Genomic DNA, 18008 nt, shown 5'->3' with positions numbered 1-18008 from the left:
GCAGAGATTCTTCATCCCCGTTGTGATTTTGCTCACGTGTGCTCCCCTCTTCGCAGAGGCTTTTTCTGAGCGATCCGGGGGTGGCTGGAGCCATACTTGAACCGACTCATGTCTGACCCGGTTCATGCCCGACTGGTCCTCCGAGCCTTTATGAAGCCTTTATGGGCAGGCTGTCAAGGGGAAATTCGCATCACTTCGCATAAAGCAGAGTCGGTTCTTCAAAAACTAGGCTGAGAAATTGTGAAGTGGAGGGATTGTTATGGCGGGAACCCGGCGTTTTTCCCGGAGAGGGCGCAGATATCTGCTTGTTTTCCTTCTCGCATTTACTTTCGCATCGACCCTTGCGGTAGGCTGGGTTGCGGCGGGGCAAAGCCTTCGGGCCCCGGCCGTCCGCTCGGACCGGGGGGTGGTGACAGAGTCCTGGCTGAACCGGCTGGGACTGAGCGTCAAGCAGCTCGTACTTGGGGGTTTCTCGGCGCCCCAAAGTGGGGAAGGCCCGGGGACCGGCGGAATCGGGGTCAGGTCCGGAACCGGGGAGGCCCAAGCGGAAGGCGCAAAACCGTCGGCGGGTCCGGGGACCTCCGGCGCCGCTGAGGCTCGGGGGGGCGCACAGGCCCCAGGTGAGGCGCCGGCATTCCGGGATGGGGCCCAGCCGGGCGCGGCCGGCCATCCTGCGGCGAAACCTTTCTCGGTCCTGCTGGTTGGGGTAGACAACAGGCCGGGTGAACACTATATTAGTAATACGGACACCCTGATTCTCGCCCATCTTGATCCCGCGGCTCACCGTCTCTGTCTCCTTTCGGTTCCCCGCGATACTCAGATTGATCTTCCGGGTCACGGGACGGAGAAAATCAACGCGGTGGCCCGTTTGGACCAGGGTTTGGGGGCTACGGTGAGAACAGTGGGAAAGCTGTTGAACGAGCCGGTCCAAGGTTATGTGGAAGTGAATTTTGCGGGTTTTAAGCGGATTATCGATATCCTGGGGGGAGTAACGCTCACCGTTGACGAAAATATGTACTATGTCACCGGGGACAAAAAGGATGGAGTCATTAATCTGAAAAAAGGCACCCAGCACTTGAACGGGTCCCAGGCCTTGCAATATGTTCGCTTCCGCTATGACCGCTTGGCGGACATTGCCCGGACGATGCGCCAGCAGACTCTCCTTAAGGCTGTCGCCAAAGAGGTTTGGCAGGTGAAAACCTTGCCCAAGCTGCCCTGGCTTATTCCCGAAGTTTACCGTGCCGTACATACGGACCTGCCGTTGAGCACTTTGTTGACCTGGGGCGGCGCCCTCAGCCGCTACAGCGACCTGGAGGTGGTCTCTCAGACCCTGCCCGGTTCCTTTGCCATGGAAAACGGGATCAGTTATTGGCGGGTGGATCGGGCGCAAAGCCGTCGGGTCGTCCAAGAATTATTTGAACGCGGACAGAAAAGCCCGGTTTTCGTTCCCACCCCTAAGACGGCTGCCAAACCGGCGGCGGCGGACCAACCGAACCCGGCGGACGAAGCGAGCCTGCCCGTGTCTTCGACGGAGGTGCTCGGAGAAAAATCTGACACAGCTTCCGGGAGCAGCCTTCCCTAAAAGGTGGGGCGGGGCCTCTGAACACAGGACGCGGGCCTCAGGACGCCGGCATGTCCCGAGGATACGGTGTACGTTTTGGTGTACGTTCTAATGATATCTGGCACGGTCCCAAGATACGGACGTATCCTCAAGACGCAGGGCGCACCCTAAAGACGCGGGAGCTGTTATTACGGTGCGGGGCACGTCCGAAAGATGAGAAACATGTCCTAACGGTGCCGGCACCATAAAGATATGGAACCTGGCCCGAAGAGAAGAAGTGAGGTGCCTCCGGAGCGAAAGATACGAGAAGGGTCCAAGGGAAGGACGCGGGAAGGTCGGAGGGGAGATTCTGTGGAAAGGTATTGGGTTGACAGGGACGGTTTGCGGCCGCTGACCGGGGAGGACTCGCTGCCAACGGGGAACAGCCGGGCCTGGGACTTGTCCCCAACGGGGGAAGGCCGGGCCGGCGGATTTCTCCTGGCGGTTTTGGCCCCGACGGAGTGGAGCCAACTTCCCGGGGTTTTGAACCGGGAATTGGACAAGCCGCTGGCGGGTGCCCTGACACGGCTGCAAGAACAGGTTGAACAGGTATATCGACCCCGGCGCAATCAGGGGTTCCTGGGGATTCGTCCTCGGGCGGAAAAACTGGTTCCCGGTCTGAGCTATGTCTGCTACCGGGGCCTTGACCAGGAAGGAAAGGAATACCCGATTCGGTTTTTTCTCAGCCGGGAAAGTTTTGTCCTGTTGGGCTGGGGCGGGCTCAAACGGGAACAGTTGGAAGAAAGGGCCGGCCGCGGGCTCTTGGTTTATGCCAGCCATCTCGCGGAGTTCATCGGCTCCAAGGTCCTGGAAGAACACCGCACACTTTTGGACCGGTTTGAGGACCAGATGGATTTGATCGAAGAGGGAATTCTTAAAGCGCCGAAACAGTGGCAGCAAAGCCGGATTCTCACGCTGCACCAGCGCGTGGTGGGCCTGAAAAAATCGCTCAATGCCCATCTGTCCGTCTATATCCGGATTGCCAACCCGGAGGAAGCGGGCGGGCAGTCCGATTGGCAGGAGCTTGTGCAGGACACGCAAAGAGAGTTGGAGAACGTCAGGCAGACCCATGAGTTGGTGGAAAATCTGAGGGAAGCTTACCAAACGGCGCTCGACAACCGGGCGAACGACATTATGAAAATCCTGACCTTGTTGGCGACAGTTCTTTTGCCGATTAACCTCTTAACGAGTTTTTTTGGCATGAACTTCGAGAATATGCCTTTAATCCACCGGCCCTACGGGATGGTATTCTTTTATGTCATGTGCGTGCTGATCATAGCCGCGAGCCTTTGGCTTTTTCACAAGATGAAATGGCAAAAGTGAGGAAAGGGTGCTGGATGTGGAAGATTTGTTCGAGAAACTAAGAGGATATTTGCGCATGGAATCCGAACTGCCTGTAGCGGATTTTGCGGCTTATTACCAAGAACTGATAGAGTATTTGAACCGTTCTTTCGACAACATGGACAAGGAGGAACGTCTGAAAGCCCGCTATATCTGCTCGATAGTTCAGGCCAATGCGGACGCCCGGGCCAAGACGAGTAAGGCCACGGCCAAGACCTTTCGCAAGATCAGCCGCAAATGCGCCTTCTGGGCAGATGCCATCGATTTCAGGCTGCAGAAAGAGGGAGTCGGGCGCGCGCAAATTGACGAGGCCATGGAACAGCTGAATCAAAGCATGTGAACGAAACATTTCTCTTTTGCCCGACGTAGTAAAGGTGGAAGCTGCCGCCGCGCCAACGAGCGAGGGAGGGGAGAAAGAAATGAAGGGAATGACTTGGCTCAGCAAGGGCCTTTTGCTGATCACGCTTGGGGTTCTCTTTTTGTTGATGAATTTTGGCATCCTCAGCTGGGGATTTTGGTTTAACGTGGTCGACCTCTGGCCCGTGCTTTTAATTCTTTTGGGGGTCAGCCTGCTTTTGGGTAAAAGGGTGCCTTTCAGTGCCATTTTGGTGGTATTTCTCGTGATTTTGGCCGGGTATTCTTTGACGGTTGGCCGGCGCACCCTTCCTCCGGCTCCGGACTTCGCCCCTTTCCGAAATGCGGCTCCGAGTTCGGGCTCCCTGCCGATCGACGTCCCTTTGCCCCAAGGAGTCGGTAAAGCGCAAGTGGAGATGAATCTGGGCAGTGCCCGCCTGGATCTTCATCCTTTGGCCCCGGCGGCAAAAGGCCGGAAGCTCATGCAAGGTACCTACGGCTGGCAGAGCACATCTCCTTTGAACGTACCGGGGCTGACCTCCCGCCAAGAGGGAGATACGCTGTCGGTGTCCCTCTCTTCACCCGGACTGGAAGGGTTAAGGGATGACTTGAGTTTGGGCTTGGCGGGAGGGGTAAAGTATGCCCTCACCATCCATTCCGCTGCCCTAGACGCCAATATGGATTTCGGCCGGATTCCCCTGGAGAGCTTTGATCTGAGCACCGGTGCGTGTAAGTGCCGGTTGACTTTTGGGAACACCGGCCTCACGGAGCAGGGCAAGATTAACAGCGGGGCGTCGGACATCACCCTGGTCGTGCCGGAGGACGTGGGGCTGCGGGTGCATGTTAACGGGATTGTCGGAGATTTCATGGGCTCCGGGATGTTTTTGGAAAATAAGGACTGGGTCAGTCCGGGTTACGATCAAGCCAAGACGAAGATCGACCTCGATATTGCCACGGCAGCCGGCCGGGTTCACTTGGAACGGCCTTCTGCGTCCCCCACATCTCCCACATCTTCCGCATCTTCCGCATCCTCCGACGGGGCCCTGTGAGTCCGCTCCTGCCCGGACCGTGCGAATCCGCTCCTGCCCCGGCCGTCCTTTTGTGCTATAATACGTCAGTAAACTGTTGCGGTTGGTGAATAAAGTTAAGGAGCATTCGGCTGTAATATGGAAATCGTTGTCGCCCATCGCCAATTGGATTTTGATGCCCTGGCCTCTATGGTAGCGGCCCAGAAACTCAACCCCGAGAGTGTTCCGGTAGTGGAGGGCAAGCCGTCTGCCTATGTCCAGGATTTCTTGGCCTTGGCCAAAGACCGTCTCTCTTTGAAAACGGCTTCCGAGGTGGTTCCGGAGGATGTCAGCCGGGTCATTCTCGTGGATACCCATGATTTGCACCGGTCCGGCACTTTGGCGGAGAGGGCGGCCGGCCGGCCGGGAACGGTTCTGGAAATATATGATCACCATCCTTATTCCGGGCCGCTGCCGGCGGGGGTGCATGTGGAAACAGTCGGGGCCTGCACAACTTTGCTGGTGGAAAAGATTGTCGAGCGCGGGGTTTTGCTCAGCCCGTTTGAGGCGACTCTCTTGGCTCTCGGCATTTATGACGATACCGGAAGCCTCTTGTTTGAGTGCACGACTGTGCGGGATGTTCGGGCCGTAGCCTTTCTTTTGGAGAGAGGAGCGCAGCTGGCGGTGGTGGCCGAATATCTGCGCCGCCCGCTGTCCGGTGAGCAGAAGGCGCTTCTCCAGCAAGTGCTGGACAACGGCAAGACGGAACTGTTTAAGGGAATTCCGGTCTATCTGTCACAGGCCGAGATTCCGGATTACGTCGGGGGTCTCGCTCTGGTCGCCCACCGCGTGGGTGAACTGGAGGGGCCGGAGACCTGGTTCTTGGCGGTAAAAATGGAAAACCGGGTCTACCTGGTGGCCCGCTCACGGGGAAAGGGTTTGCCCGTTCAGGAGATTGTGCAAGCTTTGGGCGGATCAGGACACGAGAAAGCGGCTTCGGCCACGATCAAGGGCGGTAATCCCGCGGACATTTTGCAAAGGGTGCGCTCGGAGATTGACAAGCGGGTACAGCAGCCTTTCCGGATTCGCGACATCATGAGTTATCCCGTGAAAACCGTAGCTCCCGAAACCCGCCTGGCCGAGGTGGAGCAGGTTCTCCTGCGTTATGGGCACACCGGGGTTCCGGTGGTTGAGCAGGGAGCGTTGGTGGGGATCATCTCCAGGCGGGACGTCGATAAAGCGATTAAACACGGCCTGGAGCACGCGCCTGTCAAAGGTTTTATGGCCACACGGGTCATTACGGTCGAGGCGGATGTACCTTGGCAGGCCGCTCAAGAGTTGATGGTCCAGTATGACGTGGGCCGGTTGCCGGTGGTTGAGGACAACCGGGTTATCGGTATCGTTTCCCGCTCCGATGTCCTGCGCATGCTGCACGGGAGCGCGGTCCCGGTGGAGGCCGTGCTGGCGCGCGAACGCAGCCAGGCCGTGCGCGCCGATATTCTGGACCTCTTGGCGCGGGGTTCCGCGGATACGCGGGAACTGCTCCGGCTGGCCGGGGAGACCGCTGCGGAGGAGGGTCTTTCGGTTTACGCGGTGGGCGGTTTTGTGCGGGACTTGCTGTTGTTGACGCCCACCCGCGATCTGGATCTTGTCGTCGAAGGCAACGGCCCCAGGTTCGCCGGGGTCCTGGCCGCAAAACTCGGTTCCGGCGAACTGACGCTGCATACCCGCTTCGGAACGGCCAATATCCTGTTTCCGGACGGCAGGCACGTTGACATAGCGAGCATGCGGCGGGAATATTATGAATATCCGGGAGCCCTGCCGGAAGTGGAAAAGTCCACACTGCGCGACGATCTCTTTCGCCGCGACTTCACGGTCAACGCCATGGCCATCGCTTTAAACCCCGAATGTTTCGGCGAGTTGGTCGACTATTACGGGGGTATGCGGGATTTGCTGCAAGGGGAAATCCGGCTTCTCCATAACCTGAGTTTTATTGAAGATCCGACCAGGATCCTGCGGGCTTTGCGGTTTGCCGGGCGTTACGGGTTTAAACCGGCCAAGGAGACGGCGGGGGCCCTGAGGACGGCCTTGGACAGCGGCGTTTTGGAGAACGTGAGCCGGGAACGCTTTACGGAAGAGTTGCTGCTTGTCTACCGGGAGGCAGAGTATCGGGCCATCGGCCGGGCTCTGGTGGAATATGGGGTTCTCAGCCGTTGGTTTGCCCGGGAGTACCCGTGGAATTTCAGCGGCGAGGACGGGGACGGGTCTCCTTTGCAGCGCTGGTTGCACACCCTCAGCTGCTTGAGCGGGCAGGAAGCGGAAGAGGTTCTGCAAAGGCTCCGGCTTCCCCGGCCTTTTGCCGCTTACACCCGGACCTATTTCCGGCTGCGCGGGGAATTGGCGCAAGTGCCGCCAAATCTGCCGGATCTCGACCGGATCCTGAACCGGGTTCCCCTGTGGCTGGTCAAGCTCCTGGCGCGGGAAGAAAGCGGCGAAGGAGCCGCGGGTGGGGGAAAGGTGCTGGCCGAGTATGCGGAGGCCCTGGAGAAAATGAAGCTGTCCGTCAACGGCCGGGTGCTGCTGGCGGCCGGTCTGCGGGAGGGGAAAACCATCGGGGCCGTCTTGGCCCGCATTCGGTCCGCCTGGCTGGCGGGGGAAATAAAAAGTCCTCGGGATGAAGAAACCTTGATGCGGCGACTGCTGGCCCAGACGGAAAGAAAGGGGCAAAATCTTGTTTAACTTTTTTAACGTTGACCTATCAAGCTTGATCGCGAATATTCCGGCTCTCTTAATCGGGTTTGCTTTCCACGAATTTGCCCATGCCTGGGTGGCGGATTTGCTGGGGGACCCGACCCCGCGCAGTCAAGGGCGTTTGACCTTAAATCCGTTCGTCCACCTGGATGTTTTCGGCAGCCTGATGGCCCTGCTCTTCCGGTTTGGCTGGGCTAAGCCGGTTATGACCAATCCCAGCTACTTTAAGGGCAACCCCTTGCGGGGAAGGATGCTGGTAGCCTTGGCCGGGCCGGTCATGAACCTTTTGATCGCTTTTTTAGCCATGATGCTTTTCCTGGTGACATCCATCCTGCTGCCGGTCCCTCTCTGGAACCAATACAACCGGGTTATCCAAGACATCTTTATGGCCATTATTCTCATGAATCTGGGCTTAGGCATTTTTAACCTGATTCCGATTCCCCCTTTGGACGGTTTTGCGGTTCTGAGCGGATTCCTGCCGGCGCGCTATGCCCGTTACCTTTGGGCTCTGGAGTCCTACGGCATGCTGATCTTGGCCTTAGTGCTCTTCACTAACGTCTTGGGGTTTGTGCTCTCTCCGCTCATGTCCGGGCTTTTTAATCTTTATTGGAATATCGGCCAGCTTATTTTTGCACCCTGGTTGCATTGAAGGCCGCGGGAGTCTGATTTCATATGGAAAAGAGTCATCCGGAAAAAAGTCATCCGGCCCCTCTGGTCGAACTGCCCGCTTTCCAAGGACCGCTGGATTTGCTCCTGCAGCTGATTCAAGCGGAAAAAGTGGATATCTGTGATATTCCCATTGCCCGGATTGCGGAACAGTTCATGCGGACGCTGCAGAGGATGGGCTCGCTGGACATGGAAGTGACGAGCGAGTTCTTGGTTCTGGCGGCTCAACTCCTTTACATTAAGTCTTCTCTTCTGCTGCCGAAACCGCTCAGGCCCGAAGAGAGCGTGACCACGGAAGACCCGCGCCAGGAACTGGTGGAACGGCTCCTGTCCTACCGGGCTTACAAGGAGGCGGCCCAATGGCTGGGCAGCTTGCAGGGAACGACCGGGCGGCGCTTTTTCCGGGAACCGGATGTGGAAGCCCTTAGGCGTCAAGCCCGAGCGGGAGATCCCTTGGCGGGCGTTTCTTTTGCCGACCTGTGGCAGGCTTTTGGGCAAGTTTTGGCCAGGGCGGAAAAGGGAGAAGACATAGAGCATCTGAAGCCGGACGAGATAGCTCTGCAAGTCATGTTGAAAGATGTCTGGCGGCGGGTGCTTTGGCATCCGAGGGGGATCGGTTTCCGCCGGCTTCTGCGCACCCCGGACCGGCTGGAAGCGGTGGTGGCGTTCCTGGCCGTTTTGGAGTTGCTGAAAGACGGAAGGATCCGGGCGGAACAGTCTTCCTCCGGCAACGAGATTTTCCTCTTTCCGACGGCCAGGGCCTGGGAATTTGCTGAGGAGGAGTGACCGTGCTTTTTCGCGAGGCGGAAATGGCCGCCCTGGAAGCGCTTTTGTTTGTGGCCAAAGAGCCCCTGTCCCGCGAACGCCTGGCGGAGATCTTGGCGATGAACCGGGAGGATGTCACGGAGTTGATTCGGGATTTACAGGAAAGCTATGGGCGTGATTCCCGCGGCTTGACTGTGGCGGAAGTCAACGGCGGGTTCCGTTTGGCGACCAAGCCGGAGGTTGCGCCTTACATAGAGCTCTTGTACAAACAGCCTGTGACCGGGTTATCCGCAGCGGCCTTGGAGGTCCTCTCGATCGTGGCCTACCGGCAGCCGGTGACGAGGGGAGAGATCGAATTTTTGCGCGGGATTCAGTCAGATACGGCTGTAGCTACTCTGGCGGAGAAAGGCCTGATTCAAGAAGTGGGACGGAAAGAAGGGCCGGGCCGTCCGGTGCTTTTCGGCACAACCGACCGCTTCTTGACTCACTTCGGTTTGCTCTCTCTCTCCGAGCTTCCCGCCCTGCGTTTCGAGCCGGCGGAGGAAGCGGCAGAAGGGCCCGGCGGAGTGTTCAGCAAAGATGCCGTGGGAGGGATCAAGGCCGGGGAAGAGAGCGCCGGGGAGGACACGGCCCGGGAGGACACGGCCGGAGAGCAGACGATCGGGGAAGAGGGCACCGGTGGGGACGGCGCCGGGGTTGAGACGACCGGGGTAGGCGGCGCCGGAGGAGGTGGCGTCCGCAAGGATACCGCCGGAGGGGATGGGGGCGAATAGTGCCGGGCCAACACGGTCCCAGAAAATGCCGCGGAGAGTACGCCCTTCGGTGAGAAAAAAGTCCCGAAAGGGACGAGCGAACGCCCGAACTCACGGCAGGCAGACACTGAAGAAATAGAGGCAGCCGCGGCACCGGTATAAACGTTTGCCAAATTGGGAATCGTAGGATTTTAGGAGGTTCCGGATGGTGACGGGGTGATTTCGTGCGGATACTGGCTCTTTTTTTGGCGTTACTGTTTTGGCTGGCCCTCAGTTTGGTCATTAAAGCTCAGATTGATTTCCGCTACCGGCGCAAAGATGAGCGGGACCATCTGGAGATTGGTCTCCGGGCTTTGCATGGCTTATGGCAGTTTAAGCTCCAGGTTCCGACCATTCAGTTTTCCTGGGAAAAGGGTCCCCTGATTGAAGTGGACCCGAGCGTTCGCTCGGGCCGGACGCGGAGCAAAATGAAAACGCAGGCCCGTGTCCGCTATGTGCGCCGTCACTTTTTCCTCAGGCTCTGGCCCAGGCTGCACCGGATCATGGCGGGATTCAGGCGGGCCCGGGCGCGCTTCTACCGGAGCATATACTGTACGGCCCTGGAGTGGCGGGTCGCGATCGGCTGCCGGGATCCGGTCAATACCGCCTTGGCCGCAGGGGCTTTCTGGTCGGTTCTCGGTGTCGCTTTGACCCGGTTTTACCGTCAGATTCAAGTTCGGGTGAAAAAACCCTTGCTTCAGGTCACTCCTCTTTTTCAAACACCCGGCTTTTCCTGTGACATTCATTGTATATTCCAATTGCGTATCGGCCATATTATTTTTGCCGGCATAAGTTTGCTGCGGACAATCCGGTTGGGAAAAAGCCGGTTGGGAAAAAGGGGGTAGTGCCATGGGCAATCATCCTATCGAAGCACTCATGAAGACAGCGATGGAAAGCATTCAGCAAATCGTTGACGTGAATACAATTGTGGGAGACCCCGTGGAAACGCATGACGGCTCGGTGATCATTCCGGTCTCGCGGGTGGCTTGCGGGTTTGCTGCCGGCGGAAGCGAATTTCTGCCTGCGGATGAGCAGGGTCAGGACCAGGGTAACGGAGGGGAGCAGGGAGGGAATGCTCTGCCTTTCGGCGGCGGCAGCGGCGGCGGTGTGTCCGTTCAGCCGGTCGGTTTCCTGGTGGTCGGCAACGGCCAGGTGCGCCTATTGCCGGTGGACAGCAACGCGGTGGTCGAACGGATTATCGATACGGTTCCGGATCTCATCGACAAAGTGTCCGGTTTGTTCAAGAAAAAGCGGGATGATGAAGACGACTTGGGGATCGAGGATACCTGAGACAGGGCCGACCCGGTGAGACACTCTCTGTCCATATTCTAATTCACCCTTCTGTCTCATAAATTGAGACGAGGGGGGTAGGGTATGGTCAATTTAATTTGGCTTATTCTGCTGGCAGGCGGCATCTTGGTAGCTGCGGTCACAGGAAGAATCGATACGGTGACCGCCTCGGCCCTTAAAGCCGCAGAGATGGGAGTGGAGGTCGCCTTTGAACTGATCGGGGTCATGAGCCTGTGGCTCGGGCTGATGCGTTTGGCGGAGGAAGCGGGTCTGGTCCAAGGGATCGCGCGTCTGTTCGGACCGGCCCTTCGCCTTTTGTTTCCCTCTCTTAAACCTGACAGTCCGGCCTTGGGCGCGATTATTATGAATCTGAGCGCCAACCTTTTGGGCCTGGGTAATGCGGCCACTCCTTTCGGTTTAAAAGCCATGCAGGAACTGCAAAAAGAAAATCCGGAGCCGGAGGTTGCCAGCCCGGCCATGTGCACGTTCCTGGCCTTGAACACCTCGGCCATTACGCTGGTTCCGGCGACAATTATCGCGGTGCGGCTCAAAGCCCAATCGGCGCATCCGACTGAGATCATCGGCCCCACCATCTTTGCCACCGGCTGTGCGATGACTGCTGCGATGATCGCGGACCGCTTTTTTCGGCGCGGGCAAAAATCATGAGTGCGCTGGGAGAGATTTCGCGCTGGGCGATTCCGTTTTTGCTTTTGGTCATACCGGTCGTGGCCTTCTTGCGCAAGATTCCGGTCTATGAATCCTTCGTTTCCGGTGCGGAGGAAGGGTTTAAGACCGGCGTGCGTATTCTCCCCTTTTTGATCGGGATGCTCGTGGCCATGCGCATCTTCATCGACTCCGGGGCCTTGGAATTGTTGGGCCGAGCCTTGCGTCCGGTCCTCTTGCGCCTGGGGCTTGACCCCAATCTGACGGCGATTATCCCGCTCGCTATCATGCGTCCGCTGAGCGGGTCCGGCTCTCTGGGAGTCGCGACCCAGCTTATCTACCGCTACGGTCCGGATTCCTTCATCGGCCGTTTGGCTTCCACTTTGCAAGGAAGTACCGATACCACGTTTTTCGTCCTGACGGTGTACTTTGGTTCTGTCGGAATCCGGAAATACCGGTATGCACTGAAGCTGGGTTTGCTGGCAGACCTGGTCGGACTCTTGGCTGCCATCTGGATAGTGACCAAGGTTTTTTAACGCTTTCAGCCGGGTTTATTCCTTCAGACATGGAGCATACTACTGTTGAACCAAAAGGGGGAACGGTGGTATGCTGTTTATTATTTTGCCTGCCTACAACGAGGAGAAGGGACTGCCGGCACTTTTAGAGAACACAAAAAAAGCCTGCGGCGGCTTGCCTTACCGGATCATTGTCGTGGATGACGGGAGCCGGGATCAAACCGGCACCATTATACGGGAGTATACGTCCCTTTCCGAACAGGTCGAGGCTGTAAGCCACGGGGAGAATATGGGCTTGGGTCCGGCCCTGCTCAGCGGTTTCAGGCGGGTGCTGGAGTACAAACACGGGGGTTGGACGGAAAACGGGGGTCCCGCGGGCCGGGAAGGGGCGGGTGCCCCCTGGCCGGATGTGATTGTCACCCTGGATGCGGATAATACCCATTCGCCGGAGCTGATCCCTCTTCTTTACCAGAGGATCCGGGAAGGAGACGATCTGGTCATCGCTTCCCGCTATGCCCCGGGCGGGAGACAAAGAGGTTTGTCGCCGCTCAGGCGTATGCTCTCTCGCGGCGCGGGTATCGTGATGAAGTGTGCGTTTCCGCTTCCGGGCATCCGGGATTATTCCTGCGGTTTTCGCGCTTACCGGCTGGGTCTGGTACGCAAAGGGTTTGCCGCCTACGGCGAGCGGCTGATTGAAAGCACCGACTTCTCTGCCACGGTGGAGTTATTGCTCAAACTGGCCCCGCTTTGCCGCAGCTGGAGTGAGGTTCCTTTTGAGTTGCGTTATGATCGGAAACAGGGCGCAAGTAAAATGAAGATTTGGGCCACGATTTCAGGGTATGTCGCCTTGATTTTCCGTCACAGGCGGTTCACCGCATATGGGGGCTTGCGGGAACGGTCTGAAGATTGGTCTGAAGAGTGGTCCGAAGAGTGGGTTGAAGAGTGAACAAGGCGGCAAAACGGCTCATTTTTATCTGTATCGTCACCTTGGCGCTCGGCCTGCGGCTGCGGGGACTTATGAACCCCCTGCTCGATGACCAGGCCTGGAGGCAGGCGGATACGGCCAGCATGGGGCTCAACATGCTGGGGCATCTGACCCATATCCCGAACGTCTTTTTTCCCCGGCTTCTCTATGATGGCAGCGTGCCGCAGAAGGTGGAGCTGGAGTTCCCTTTCTTGCCTTACCTTCTCGCCTGGACCTGGACTTTCTTTGGTTGGGCGGACATCTGGGGACGGCTCTGGGCCATTCTTTTTTCCCTGCTGGCCCTGTGGGGGCTCTACGATCTGAGCCGGAGCCTCCTGGGCGAGCGTATGGCTCTCATGGCCGCGGGCTTTTATGCGGTCACCCCTTTGGCAGTCTATTATGGACGGGTGGTGATGCCGGAGCCGGTGGCCCAGGCCTTCAGCGTCTGGGCCCTGGCTTCGGCCGCCCGCTGGCAGAGAAACGGGCAGCGGGGGCTTCCTCTGGGGCCGGCTTTGGGGTTTGCGGGTGCCGCTCTGGCTAAATTACCGCAATTGATGCTCCTGCCGGTGGCCCTGACGCTGGCTTTTTGGCCCCGGAAACAGCCGAAAGCCGGCTTCTTGCGGGCTCTCTTTTTTTACCTCGTGGTGAGTATGGTGCCGGTTGTGTTATACTATGGCTGGGTGCATCTCGGCACCCGGGGACAAGGGCAATTTGTCTCAGGTATTCTCACCCGGCAGGTGGCTTCGGGAAAAAACTTCTTTCCTGTGGCCCTCGGGGTTAATATCTACAATGGATTCACGCGTATTCTCTTGACGGCGGCCCTGTTGGGAGTTTGTCTGCTGCCGTGGCAGCCCGCGGCGGCCCGCCGGCCCTTGCTAATCTGGGGCGGGGTCAATGTGCTCTATGCGGCGGTGGTCTGCCTGCGCATTCCGCTGGATTATTACCTCGTTCCCCTAGTCCCGTGGGTTTGCTTGCTGGCGGCCGGGGGATTGGGAAAAATTGAAGACACGCCGGGAAATGTGCTGGCTGTGGTCGTGCTGAGTCTCGTCTGTTTTAACGGCTTCCGCCTGCTTACGCCGAGGTATGCCTGGAATCCGGACTATCTTGTCCAGGCCGGCTGGCTGAGGAAGCATCTCCGGCCCGGTCAGTATTTGCTTCTTAGCGATTCCCCTCCCATGACGCTTTATTATGCGCGGACACCGGGGTTCAGGTTGAGTAGAGGCTCCCTGCCGGCAAGCGTCCGCGAGGTGGAGGATTCAGCCGCCGCCTACCTGGTCGTTTCCCCCAATACCCGGCAGCCTCCCGGCTTTACAGCGGAAATTCGCCGCCTTTACCCGGAAGTAGGGCCCGGAATTTTCCGGCTGGGGCATTCCGCCCGCCCCGAGCCGGAAGCGGGCAAAAGTGGGTAAGCCGGCTGAGTCAAAGGAGACACGATGGAACAAGCGGCTGGAATTCGCCTGCAAAAACTGTTGGCTCAGGCCGGCTGTGCTTCGAGAAGGCAGGCGGAAGTGATGATCCGGGCCGGCCGTGTCGCGGTCAACGGCCTGATCGTCACCGATATGGGGAGGAAAGTCCTGGAGAGTGACGAGGTTCGCCTTGATGGCCATACGGTCCGCGCCGGTCAAAGCCGGCATTATTATCTCCTGAATAAGCCGGTCGGGGTCATCAGCAGCGCCCGGGACCCGCGGGGACGCCCGACGGTGGTGGATCTTCTGTCCGGGGTGCCGGTTCGGGTGTATCCGGTGGGACGTCTGGATTTTGATACGTCCGGGCTTTTGCTTCTGACTGACGACGGGGAATTAGCCTATCGCCTCACTCACCCTCGCTACGGGGTGGAGAAGACCTACCGGGTGACACTGCGGCAAAGGGTGGCGCCCGAGGCCCTCCGGGCACTGAGGACGGGGATTTTCCTTGAGGACGGAAAAACCGCTCCGGCCCGGGTCAGAACAGCGGGCCGGGAAAGGGAGTGCGAGATTGTCGAGATCACCATCCACGAGGGCAGAAACCGGCAAGTGCGTCGTATGTTTGCGGCTTTGGGCTATCCGGTCTTGAAGCTGGAGCGCGTTCGTTTCGGCCCTATCCGTCTGGAGAGCACGTTGAAACCGGGCTTGTTCAGGGTCCTGAACAGGCGGGAAGTGGAAGCGTTAAGGAAGATCACAGGTCTGCCGGCGGCTGATGTCAACGAAGACTGACGTCTTACCCTAGTGGGCGGGGAAAAGCGGGTGTTCCAATTCTTTGGACCATTTCTCGACGTCGCGCCCGCCGAAGGAGGAGAGGGCATTGGCCACGGAATTGACCTTTTCCCGCTCGGTTTCAACTAAGACCAAATAATGACCGGTGCGGACTTCGTGTTCGTAGTGCCGGGCTCTCTCACCGCTTAGGCCATGGCTGAGGAGGGCGTCCGCCAGGCCGGCGCCGTCAGGCAAATGACTGAGTGTGTTGGCTATCGGTCCGGCGGCCAAAGTAACCCCGAGATTAGGAATATCGAACGGAGGAGCTTGGACGAGCCAGGCGTTAAATAGGTCGAGGTTTTTTTCCACCGGACGATAGGAAAGTTCACTGGCGATTTCCTCGGCAAAATTACGCTGCCGCAGGAAGTCTTGGCGGACAACCAGAGATATTTTGCTATTGGCCAATGACTCCCCCTGGATTTCCTCCAAAGCCTCTTTGGTCTGAGCGGGTCCCTTGAAGACAGCAACAACCGTTCTTAACATTTTCATTCCCCCTATGTGTGCGTTGGCACTAGTATATCCTTAAGCGTTGAGGTTCACGCGCGCGAAGAAGGAGAAAGGGATTTCTTGTAGAATATTGGAATCTAGATCTGGACAAATCCCCGGCGCGCTATGGGCGAACATCATTAAAGAACTAATGGGGGATGGAGTGTGAAAATTCGTATCGGTGAGGAAGTCCTGACAGAACATATCCGAGTACTTGTTCGCCTGGATTTTAAGGGTGAGCCCCGGAGCAGCCGCTTTTTCTTCGGGGGAAAAGGCAGAGAGGAGATGGCAGAGCTGTTCCGCGAGCAGCAAGTGGCCCTCTTGCGCAATGTGCCCCTCCAGGGAATTGTCATCGAAGATTTTGATCTGAGCCCGGATATATACACTATGAGAGAGAACAAAGGCCGCAAAAGTAAGGATGTGGCTTACGCTCCGGTCATTCTGAAGCTGCGTTTGCAGAATCTGGACGATCTGCTGCCCATCCTGCTCAAGCCGGAGTTCCGCAAAATCGAGTTTGTCAGTCCGGAAGAAGTGACCATTCATCGTCTGGATCTGGAACGGCTTCTTTTCCGGCTGAGTCAGATTTACCAACAAGAACTGGCCGCGCTTGAACAGAGACTTTTCCAGTGAAAGTTGCCTGAAATGCCCACTAGCTTTCGGCCTAAAGGACATGTTACACTGGAGATTGGCAGGCAAAGGTCTGGACACTAGGCCGGGAAATGAGGAATGACAGATTTGGAGCTAAAACCAATCAAGACACGCAAAATATACGAAGAAATAGCCGAACAATTACGGAAACTGGTCGCGGGGGGTAAACTGAAACCAGGCGATCGCCTACCCTCCGAGCGGGAACTGGCGGAGCGCCTTCAGGTCAGCAGGGCTTCGGTGCGCGAGGCTCTCAGCGCTTTGGAGATGATGGGGCTGGTTGAGGTGCGCTCGGGTGAAGGAACGTACGTCAGGCATGTCAACATGGATTCGGTAGTGGCTCCGCTGGCCTGGGTGTTGGCCCTGGAGAAAGACACGGTGGAGCAATTGATGGAAGTGCGCAAGATTTTGGAGACGCAGGCGGTCAGGTTGGCGGCCGAGCGCGCGGAGGAACCTGAGATCCGGGAAATGTCCGAGGCCTTGGAAATCATGCGCCAGGATCTGGAGACGGGCGAGTTGGGCGAAGTGGCCGATCACCGCTTTCACTTTGCCGTCACCCAGGCGACGCACAACCAAATCCTCGTGCGCATTATGAACTCAATTTCAGATACGATGCACCAGACGCTGAAAATAAGCCGGAGGAAAATGTTCAGCTCCAAGTCGATGCTGGAAAAACTCTACCATGAACACGCGGGTATTTTGGAAGCCGTCCGCGAGCGCGATGCGGCGAAGGCGAGTCAACGGATGCTGGACCATCTGATCGGAGTGGAAAATGAGACTCTGAAAGATTTGTAAGCGGGAGAAGAAACAGTCAAACGGAGTGCAAGAGGAGATTCTTGGGGGCCGGATGAATGGGGGTGTAAGCGGTGGCGGTAAATAGTCAGATGTTGCATCATCCGTATAATTGTCTCAATGTCAAGAAGCCGTTTGCCAGGGCTTGCCGTATCTGCATTGACGCCTGCCCGCACCAGGCGATCAGCGAATTCAGAAAGCTTGATCCGGCGACCTGCACGGAGTGCGGGGTCTGTATGGCCGCTTGCCCCAGTGACGGTTTTGTCGATCGGGGAAGCGACGGGTTGCACGATTACCTTTTTCAAGCGGAGGAGATCGTCCTAAATTGTCCGCAGGCGGCTCCCTTGGGCTGGGAGATCCCCTGTCTCGGCCTGGCGGACCGAGACCTGTGGCTGACCCTCATGTTGCTGGCCCGTTCTAAACCCGTGCGTATTCTCACCGGGGCTTGTGCCGAATGTGAAGATCGCCGGGCTTGCGCCCGGTCGGTAGAGATTTTTGGCCAGTTGCACGAAGAATGGCCCGAGCATCCCTTCGTGCAAATTCAGGTCAAGCCGGACCGGGGTGAGGAGGTTGTCAAGCCTTCACTGCCGGGTGCCCGGCGGCCAGCCGGATTAAAAGAATGGCGCGAACTGGGCTGGAAGAAGGTTGAGGGATTTCTGCCCGGACTGGCCGCGGACGAAACTTATGACATCCCGCGCACCCGTCAATGGTTAGCCGAGGCTTTGGAAGGGTGTCCGGAAGAGGAAATTCCTTTTCAGGCCCTCTTTGTCGGAACTTCGTGCACCAGTTGCGGGGTTTGTACCGCGATTTGCCCTCAGGGGGCCTTGGAGAAACGGGAAAAAGAGGGGCGAGTGCAGCTGGTGCTGCGGCCGATCCAGTGTGTGCAGTGCCGGCGCTGTGTCGAGATCTGCCAGTCCAAGGCTTTGGATTTTGTCCTCAAGCCGTTTTCTCACCGGGTGCTGACGGGGAAAATCCTCCTGCACGAAGGGAGCCCGCGTTATTGCGGCCGCTGCGGTAAGCAGATTTTTGACAATTCGGAGCCGCCGTTGTGCATAGCCTGCGCGACATCCGCTCCCGAAGGGGACGGCAATATTTCTTCGCCATCCGCCTCGGAGTGATTTTTTAGAAAGGAACAGTAAAAGGAATA

18 protein-coding genes and 1 pseudogene are annotated in these 18008 nt (G+C 57.8%); 18 read left to right on the top strand and 1 reads right to left on the bottom strand.

Features of this window, described 5'->3' with window-relative positions; all coding sequences use genetic code 11:
* Positions 1 to 259 precede the first annotated feature (259 nt).
* The 15 genes and pseudogenes from MNU25_RS13245 to MNU25_RS13175 all read left to right on the top strand — a co-directional run bounded on the left by MNU25_RS13245 (position 260) and on the right by MNU25_RS13175 (position 14899).
* Complete coding sequence (locus MNU25_RS13245) at positions 260 to 1582, top strand: LCP family protein (RefSeq protein ID WP_240985503.1); 1323 nt, start codon at positions 260 to 262, stop codon at positions 1580 to 1582.
* A 330-nt stretch (positions 1583 to 1912) separates the two neighbouring features.
* Complete coding sequence (locus tag MNU25_RS13240) at positions 1913 to 2923, top strand: CorA family divalent cation transporter (protein ID WP_240985502.1); 1011 nt, start codon at positions 1913 to 1915, stop codon at positions 2921 to 2923.
* A gap of 16 nt (positions 2924 to 2939) precedes the next feature.
* Entirely contained in the window at positions 2940 to 3281 is a 342-nt protein-coding gene (locus MNU25_RS13235; RefSeq protein ID WP_240985501.1) for a hypothetical protein, read from the top strand.
* A gap of 79 nt (positions 3282 to 3360) precedes the next feature.
* Entirely contained in the window at positions 3361 to 4344 is a 984-nt protein-coding gene (locus MNU25_RS13230) for a LiaI-LiaF-like domain-containing protein (RefSeq protein WP_240985500.1), read from the top strand.
* Between the two features lie 117 nt (positions 4345 to 4461).
* Positions 4462 to 7041 (top strand): CBS domain-containing protein, encoded by a 2580-nt coding sequence (locus tag MNU25_RS13225; RefSeq protein WP_240985499.1) that lies wholly within the window; start codon positions 4462 to 4464, stop codon positions 7039 to 7041.
* Entirely contained in the window at positions 7034 to 7702 is a 669-nt protein-coding gene (locus MNU25_RS13220) for a site-2 protease family protein (RefSeq protein WP_240985498.1), read from the top strand. Before MNU25_RS13225 ends, MNU25_RS13220 begins: the two co-directional genes overlap by 8 nt.
* Before the next feature lie 23 nt (positions 7703 to 7725).
* On the top strand, positions 7726 to 8505 hold the full coding sequence (locus MNU25_RS13215; RefSeq protein WP_240985497.1) for a segregation and condensation protein A: 780 nt from the start codon (positions 7726 to 7728) through the stop codon (positions 8503 to 8505).
* Positions 8506 to 8507: 2 nt separating this feature from the next.
* Positions 8508 to 9035: pseudogene (scpB, locus tag MNU25_RS13210) on the top strand (SMC-Scp complex subunit ScpB); the annotation flags it as partial.
* A 425-nt stretch (positions 9036 to 9460) separates the two neighbouring features.
* Positions 9461 to 10120 carry a DUF2953 domain-containing protein gene (locus MNU25_RS13205; protein ID WP_240985496.1) on the top strand — a complete coding sequence of 220 codons (660 nt, stop codon included), beginning with the start codon at positions 9461 to 9463 and terminating at the stop codon, positions 10118 to 10120.
* Positions 10121 to 10124: 4 nt separating this feature from the next.
* A complete protein-coding gene (ytfJ, locus tag MNU25_RS13200) occupies positions 10125 to 10565 on the top strand; it encodes a GerW family sporulation protein (RefSeq protein WP_240985495.1) in 441 nt (146 codons plus the stop codon).
* Positions 10566 to 10649: 84 nt separating this feature from the next.
* The gene (locus MNU25_RS13195; protein ID WP_240985494.1) at positions 10650 to 11231 is read left to right on the top strand and encodes a nucleoside recognition domain-containing protein; all 582 of its coding nucleotides are present in this window, start codon (positions 10650 to 10652) and stop codon (positions 11229 to 11231) included.
* A complete protein-coding gene (locus MNU25_RS13190) occupies positions 11228 to 11764 on the top strand; it encodes a spore maturation protein (protein ID WP_240985493.1) in 537 nt (178 codons plus the stop codon). Before MNU25_RS13195 ends, MNU25_RS13190 begins: the two co-directional genes overlap by 4 nt.
* 70 nt (positions 11765 to 11834) lie before the next feature.
* Complete coding sequence (locus MNU25_RS13185) at positions 11835 to 12689, top strand: glycosyltransferase family 2 protein (protein ID WP_240985492.1); 855 nt, start codon at positions 11835 to 11837, stop codon at positions 12687 to 12689.
* Positions 12686 to 14116, top strand: coding sequence for an ArnT family glycosyltransferase (locus MNU25_RS13180; protein WP_240985491.1), 1431 nt, complete (start codon positions 12686 to 12688; stop codon positions 14114 to 14116). Before MNU25_RS13185 ends, MNU25_RS13180 begins: the two co-directional genes overlap by 4 nt.
* A gap of 24 nt (positions 14117 to 14140) precedes the next feature.
* On the top strand, positions 14141 to 14899 hold the full coding sequence (locus tag MNU25_RS13175; RefSeq protein ID WP_240985490.1) for a pseudouridine synthase: 759 nt from the start codon (positions 14141 to 14143) through the stop codon (positions 14897 to 14899).
* Positions 14900 to 14908: 9 nt separating this feature from the next.
* Here MNU25_RS13175 and MNU25_RS13170 read toward each other — a convergent pair whose 3' ends face one another.
* Positions 14909 to 15421 carry a hypothetical protein gene (locus MNU25_RS13170; RefSeq protein WP_240985489.1) on the bottom strand — a complete coding sequence of 171 codons (513 nt, stop codon included), beginning with the start codon at positions 15419 to 15421 and terminating at the stop codon, positions 14909 to 14911.
* A 168-nt stretch (positions 15422 to 15589) separates the two neighbouring features.
* On the opposite strand from MNU25_RS13170, the gene MNU25_RS13165 reads away from it, so the two are divergent.
* From MNU25_RS13165 to MNU25_RS13155, 3 genes are all read left to right on the top strand, one after another.
* Complete coding sequence (locus MNU25_RS13165; protein ID WP_240985488.1) at positions 15590 to 16054, top strand: hypothetical protein; 465 nt, start codon at positions 15590 to 15592, stop codon at positions 16052 to 16054.
* A gap of 105 nt (positions 16055 to 16159) precedes the next feature.
* The gene (locus tag MNU25_RS13160) at positions 16160 to 16864 is read left to right on the top strand and encodes a FadR/GntR family transcriptional regulator (RefSeq protein WP_240986846.1); all 705 of its coding nucleotides are present in this window, start codon (positions 16160 to 16162) and stop codon (positions 16862 to 16864) included.
* 71 nt (positions 16865 to 16935) lie between these two features.
* Complete coding sequence (locus MNU25_RS13155; protein ID WP_372503618.1) at positions 16936 to 17979, top strand: 4Fe-4S dicluster domain-containing protein; 1044 nt, start codon at positions 16936 to 16938, stop codon at positions 17977 to 17979.
* Positions 17980 to 18008 lie beyond the last annotated feature (29 nt).

Origin of the sequence: Acididesulfobacillus acetoxydans, assembly GCF_902729405.1 — a bacterium.
GTDB lineage: Bacteria > Bacillota > Desulfitobacteriia > Desulfitobacteriales > Desulfitobacteriaceae > Acididesulfobacillus > Acididesulfobacillus acetoxydans.
Note: the sequence above shows the minus strand (reverse complement) of the source record. Positions and strands in the feature narration are given on the sequence as shown.

Coding starts and splice junctions, on each gene's coding strand:
- MNU25_RS13245 (WP_240985503.1), top strand. CDS start 260: ATGGCGGGAACCCGGCGTTTTTCCCGGAGAGGGCGCAGATATCTGCTT.
- MNU25_RS13230 (WP_240985500.1), top strand. CDS start 3,361: ATGAAGGGAATGACTTGGCTCAGCAAGGGCCTTTTGCTGATCACGCTT.
- MNU25_RS13225 (WP_240985499.1), top strand. CDS start 4,462: ATGGAAATCGTTGTCGCCCATCGCCAATTGGATTTTGATGCCCTGGCC.
- MNU25_RS13215 (WP_240985497.1), top strand. CDS start 7,726: ATGGAAAAGAGTCATCCGGAAAAAAGTCATCCGGCCCCTCTGGTCGAA.
- ytfJ (WP_240985495.1), top strand. CDS start 10,125: ATGGGCAATCATCCTATCGAAGCACTCATGAAGACAGCGATGGAAAGC.
- MNU25_RS13195 (WP_240985494.1), top strand. CDS start 10,650: ATGGTCAATTTAATTTGGCTTATTCTGCTGGCAGGCGGCATCTTGGTA.
- MNU25_RS13190 (WP_240985493.1), top strand. CDS start 11,228: ATGAGTGCGCTGGGAGAGATTTCGCGCTGGGCGATTCCGTTTTTGCTT.
- MNU25_RS13185 (WP_240985492.1), top strand. CDS start 11,835: ATGCTGTTTATTATTTTGCCTGCCTACAACGAGGAGAAGGGACTGCCG.
- MNU25_RS13175 (WP_240985490.1), top strand. CDS start 14,141: ATGGAACAAGCGGCTGGAATTCGCCTGCAAAAACTGTTGGCTCAGGCC.
- MNU25_RS13170 (WP_240985489.1), bottom strand. CDS start 15,421: ATGTTAAGAACGGTTGTTGCTGTCTTCAAGGGACCCGCTCAGACCAAA.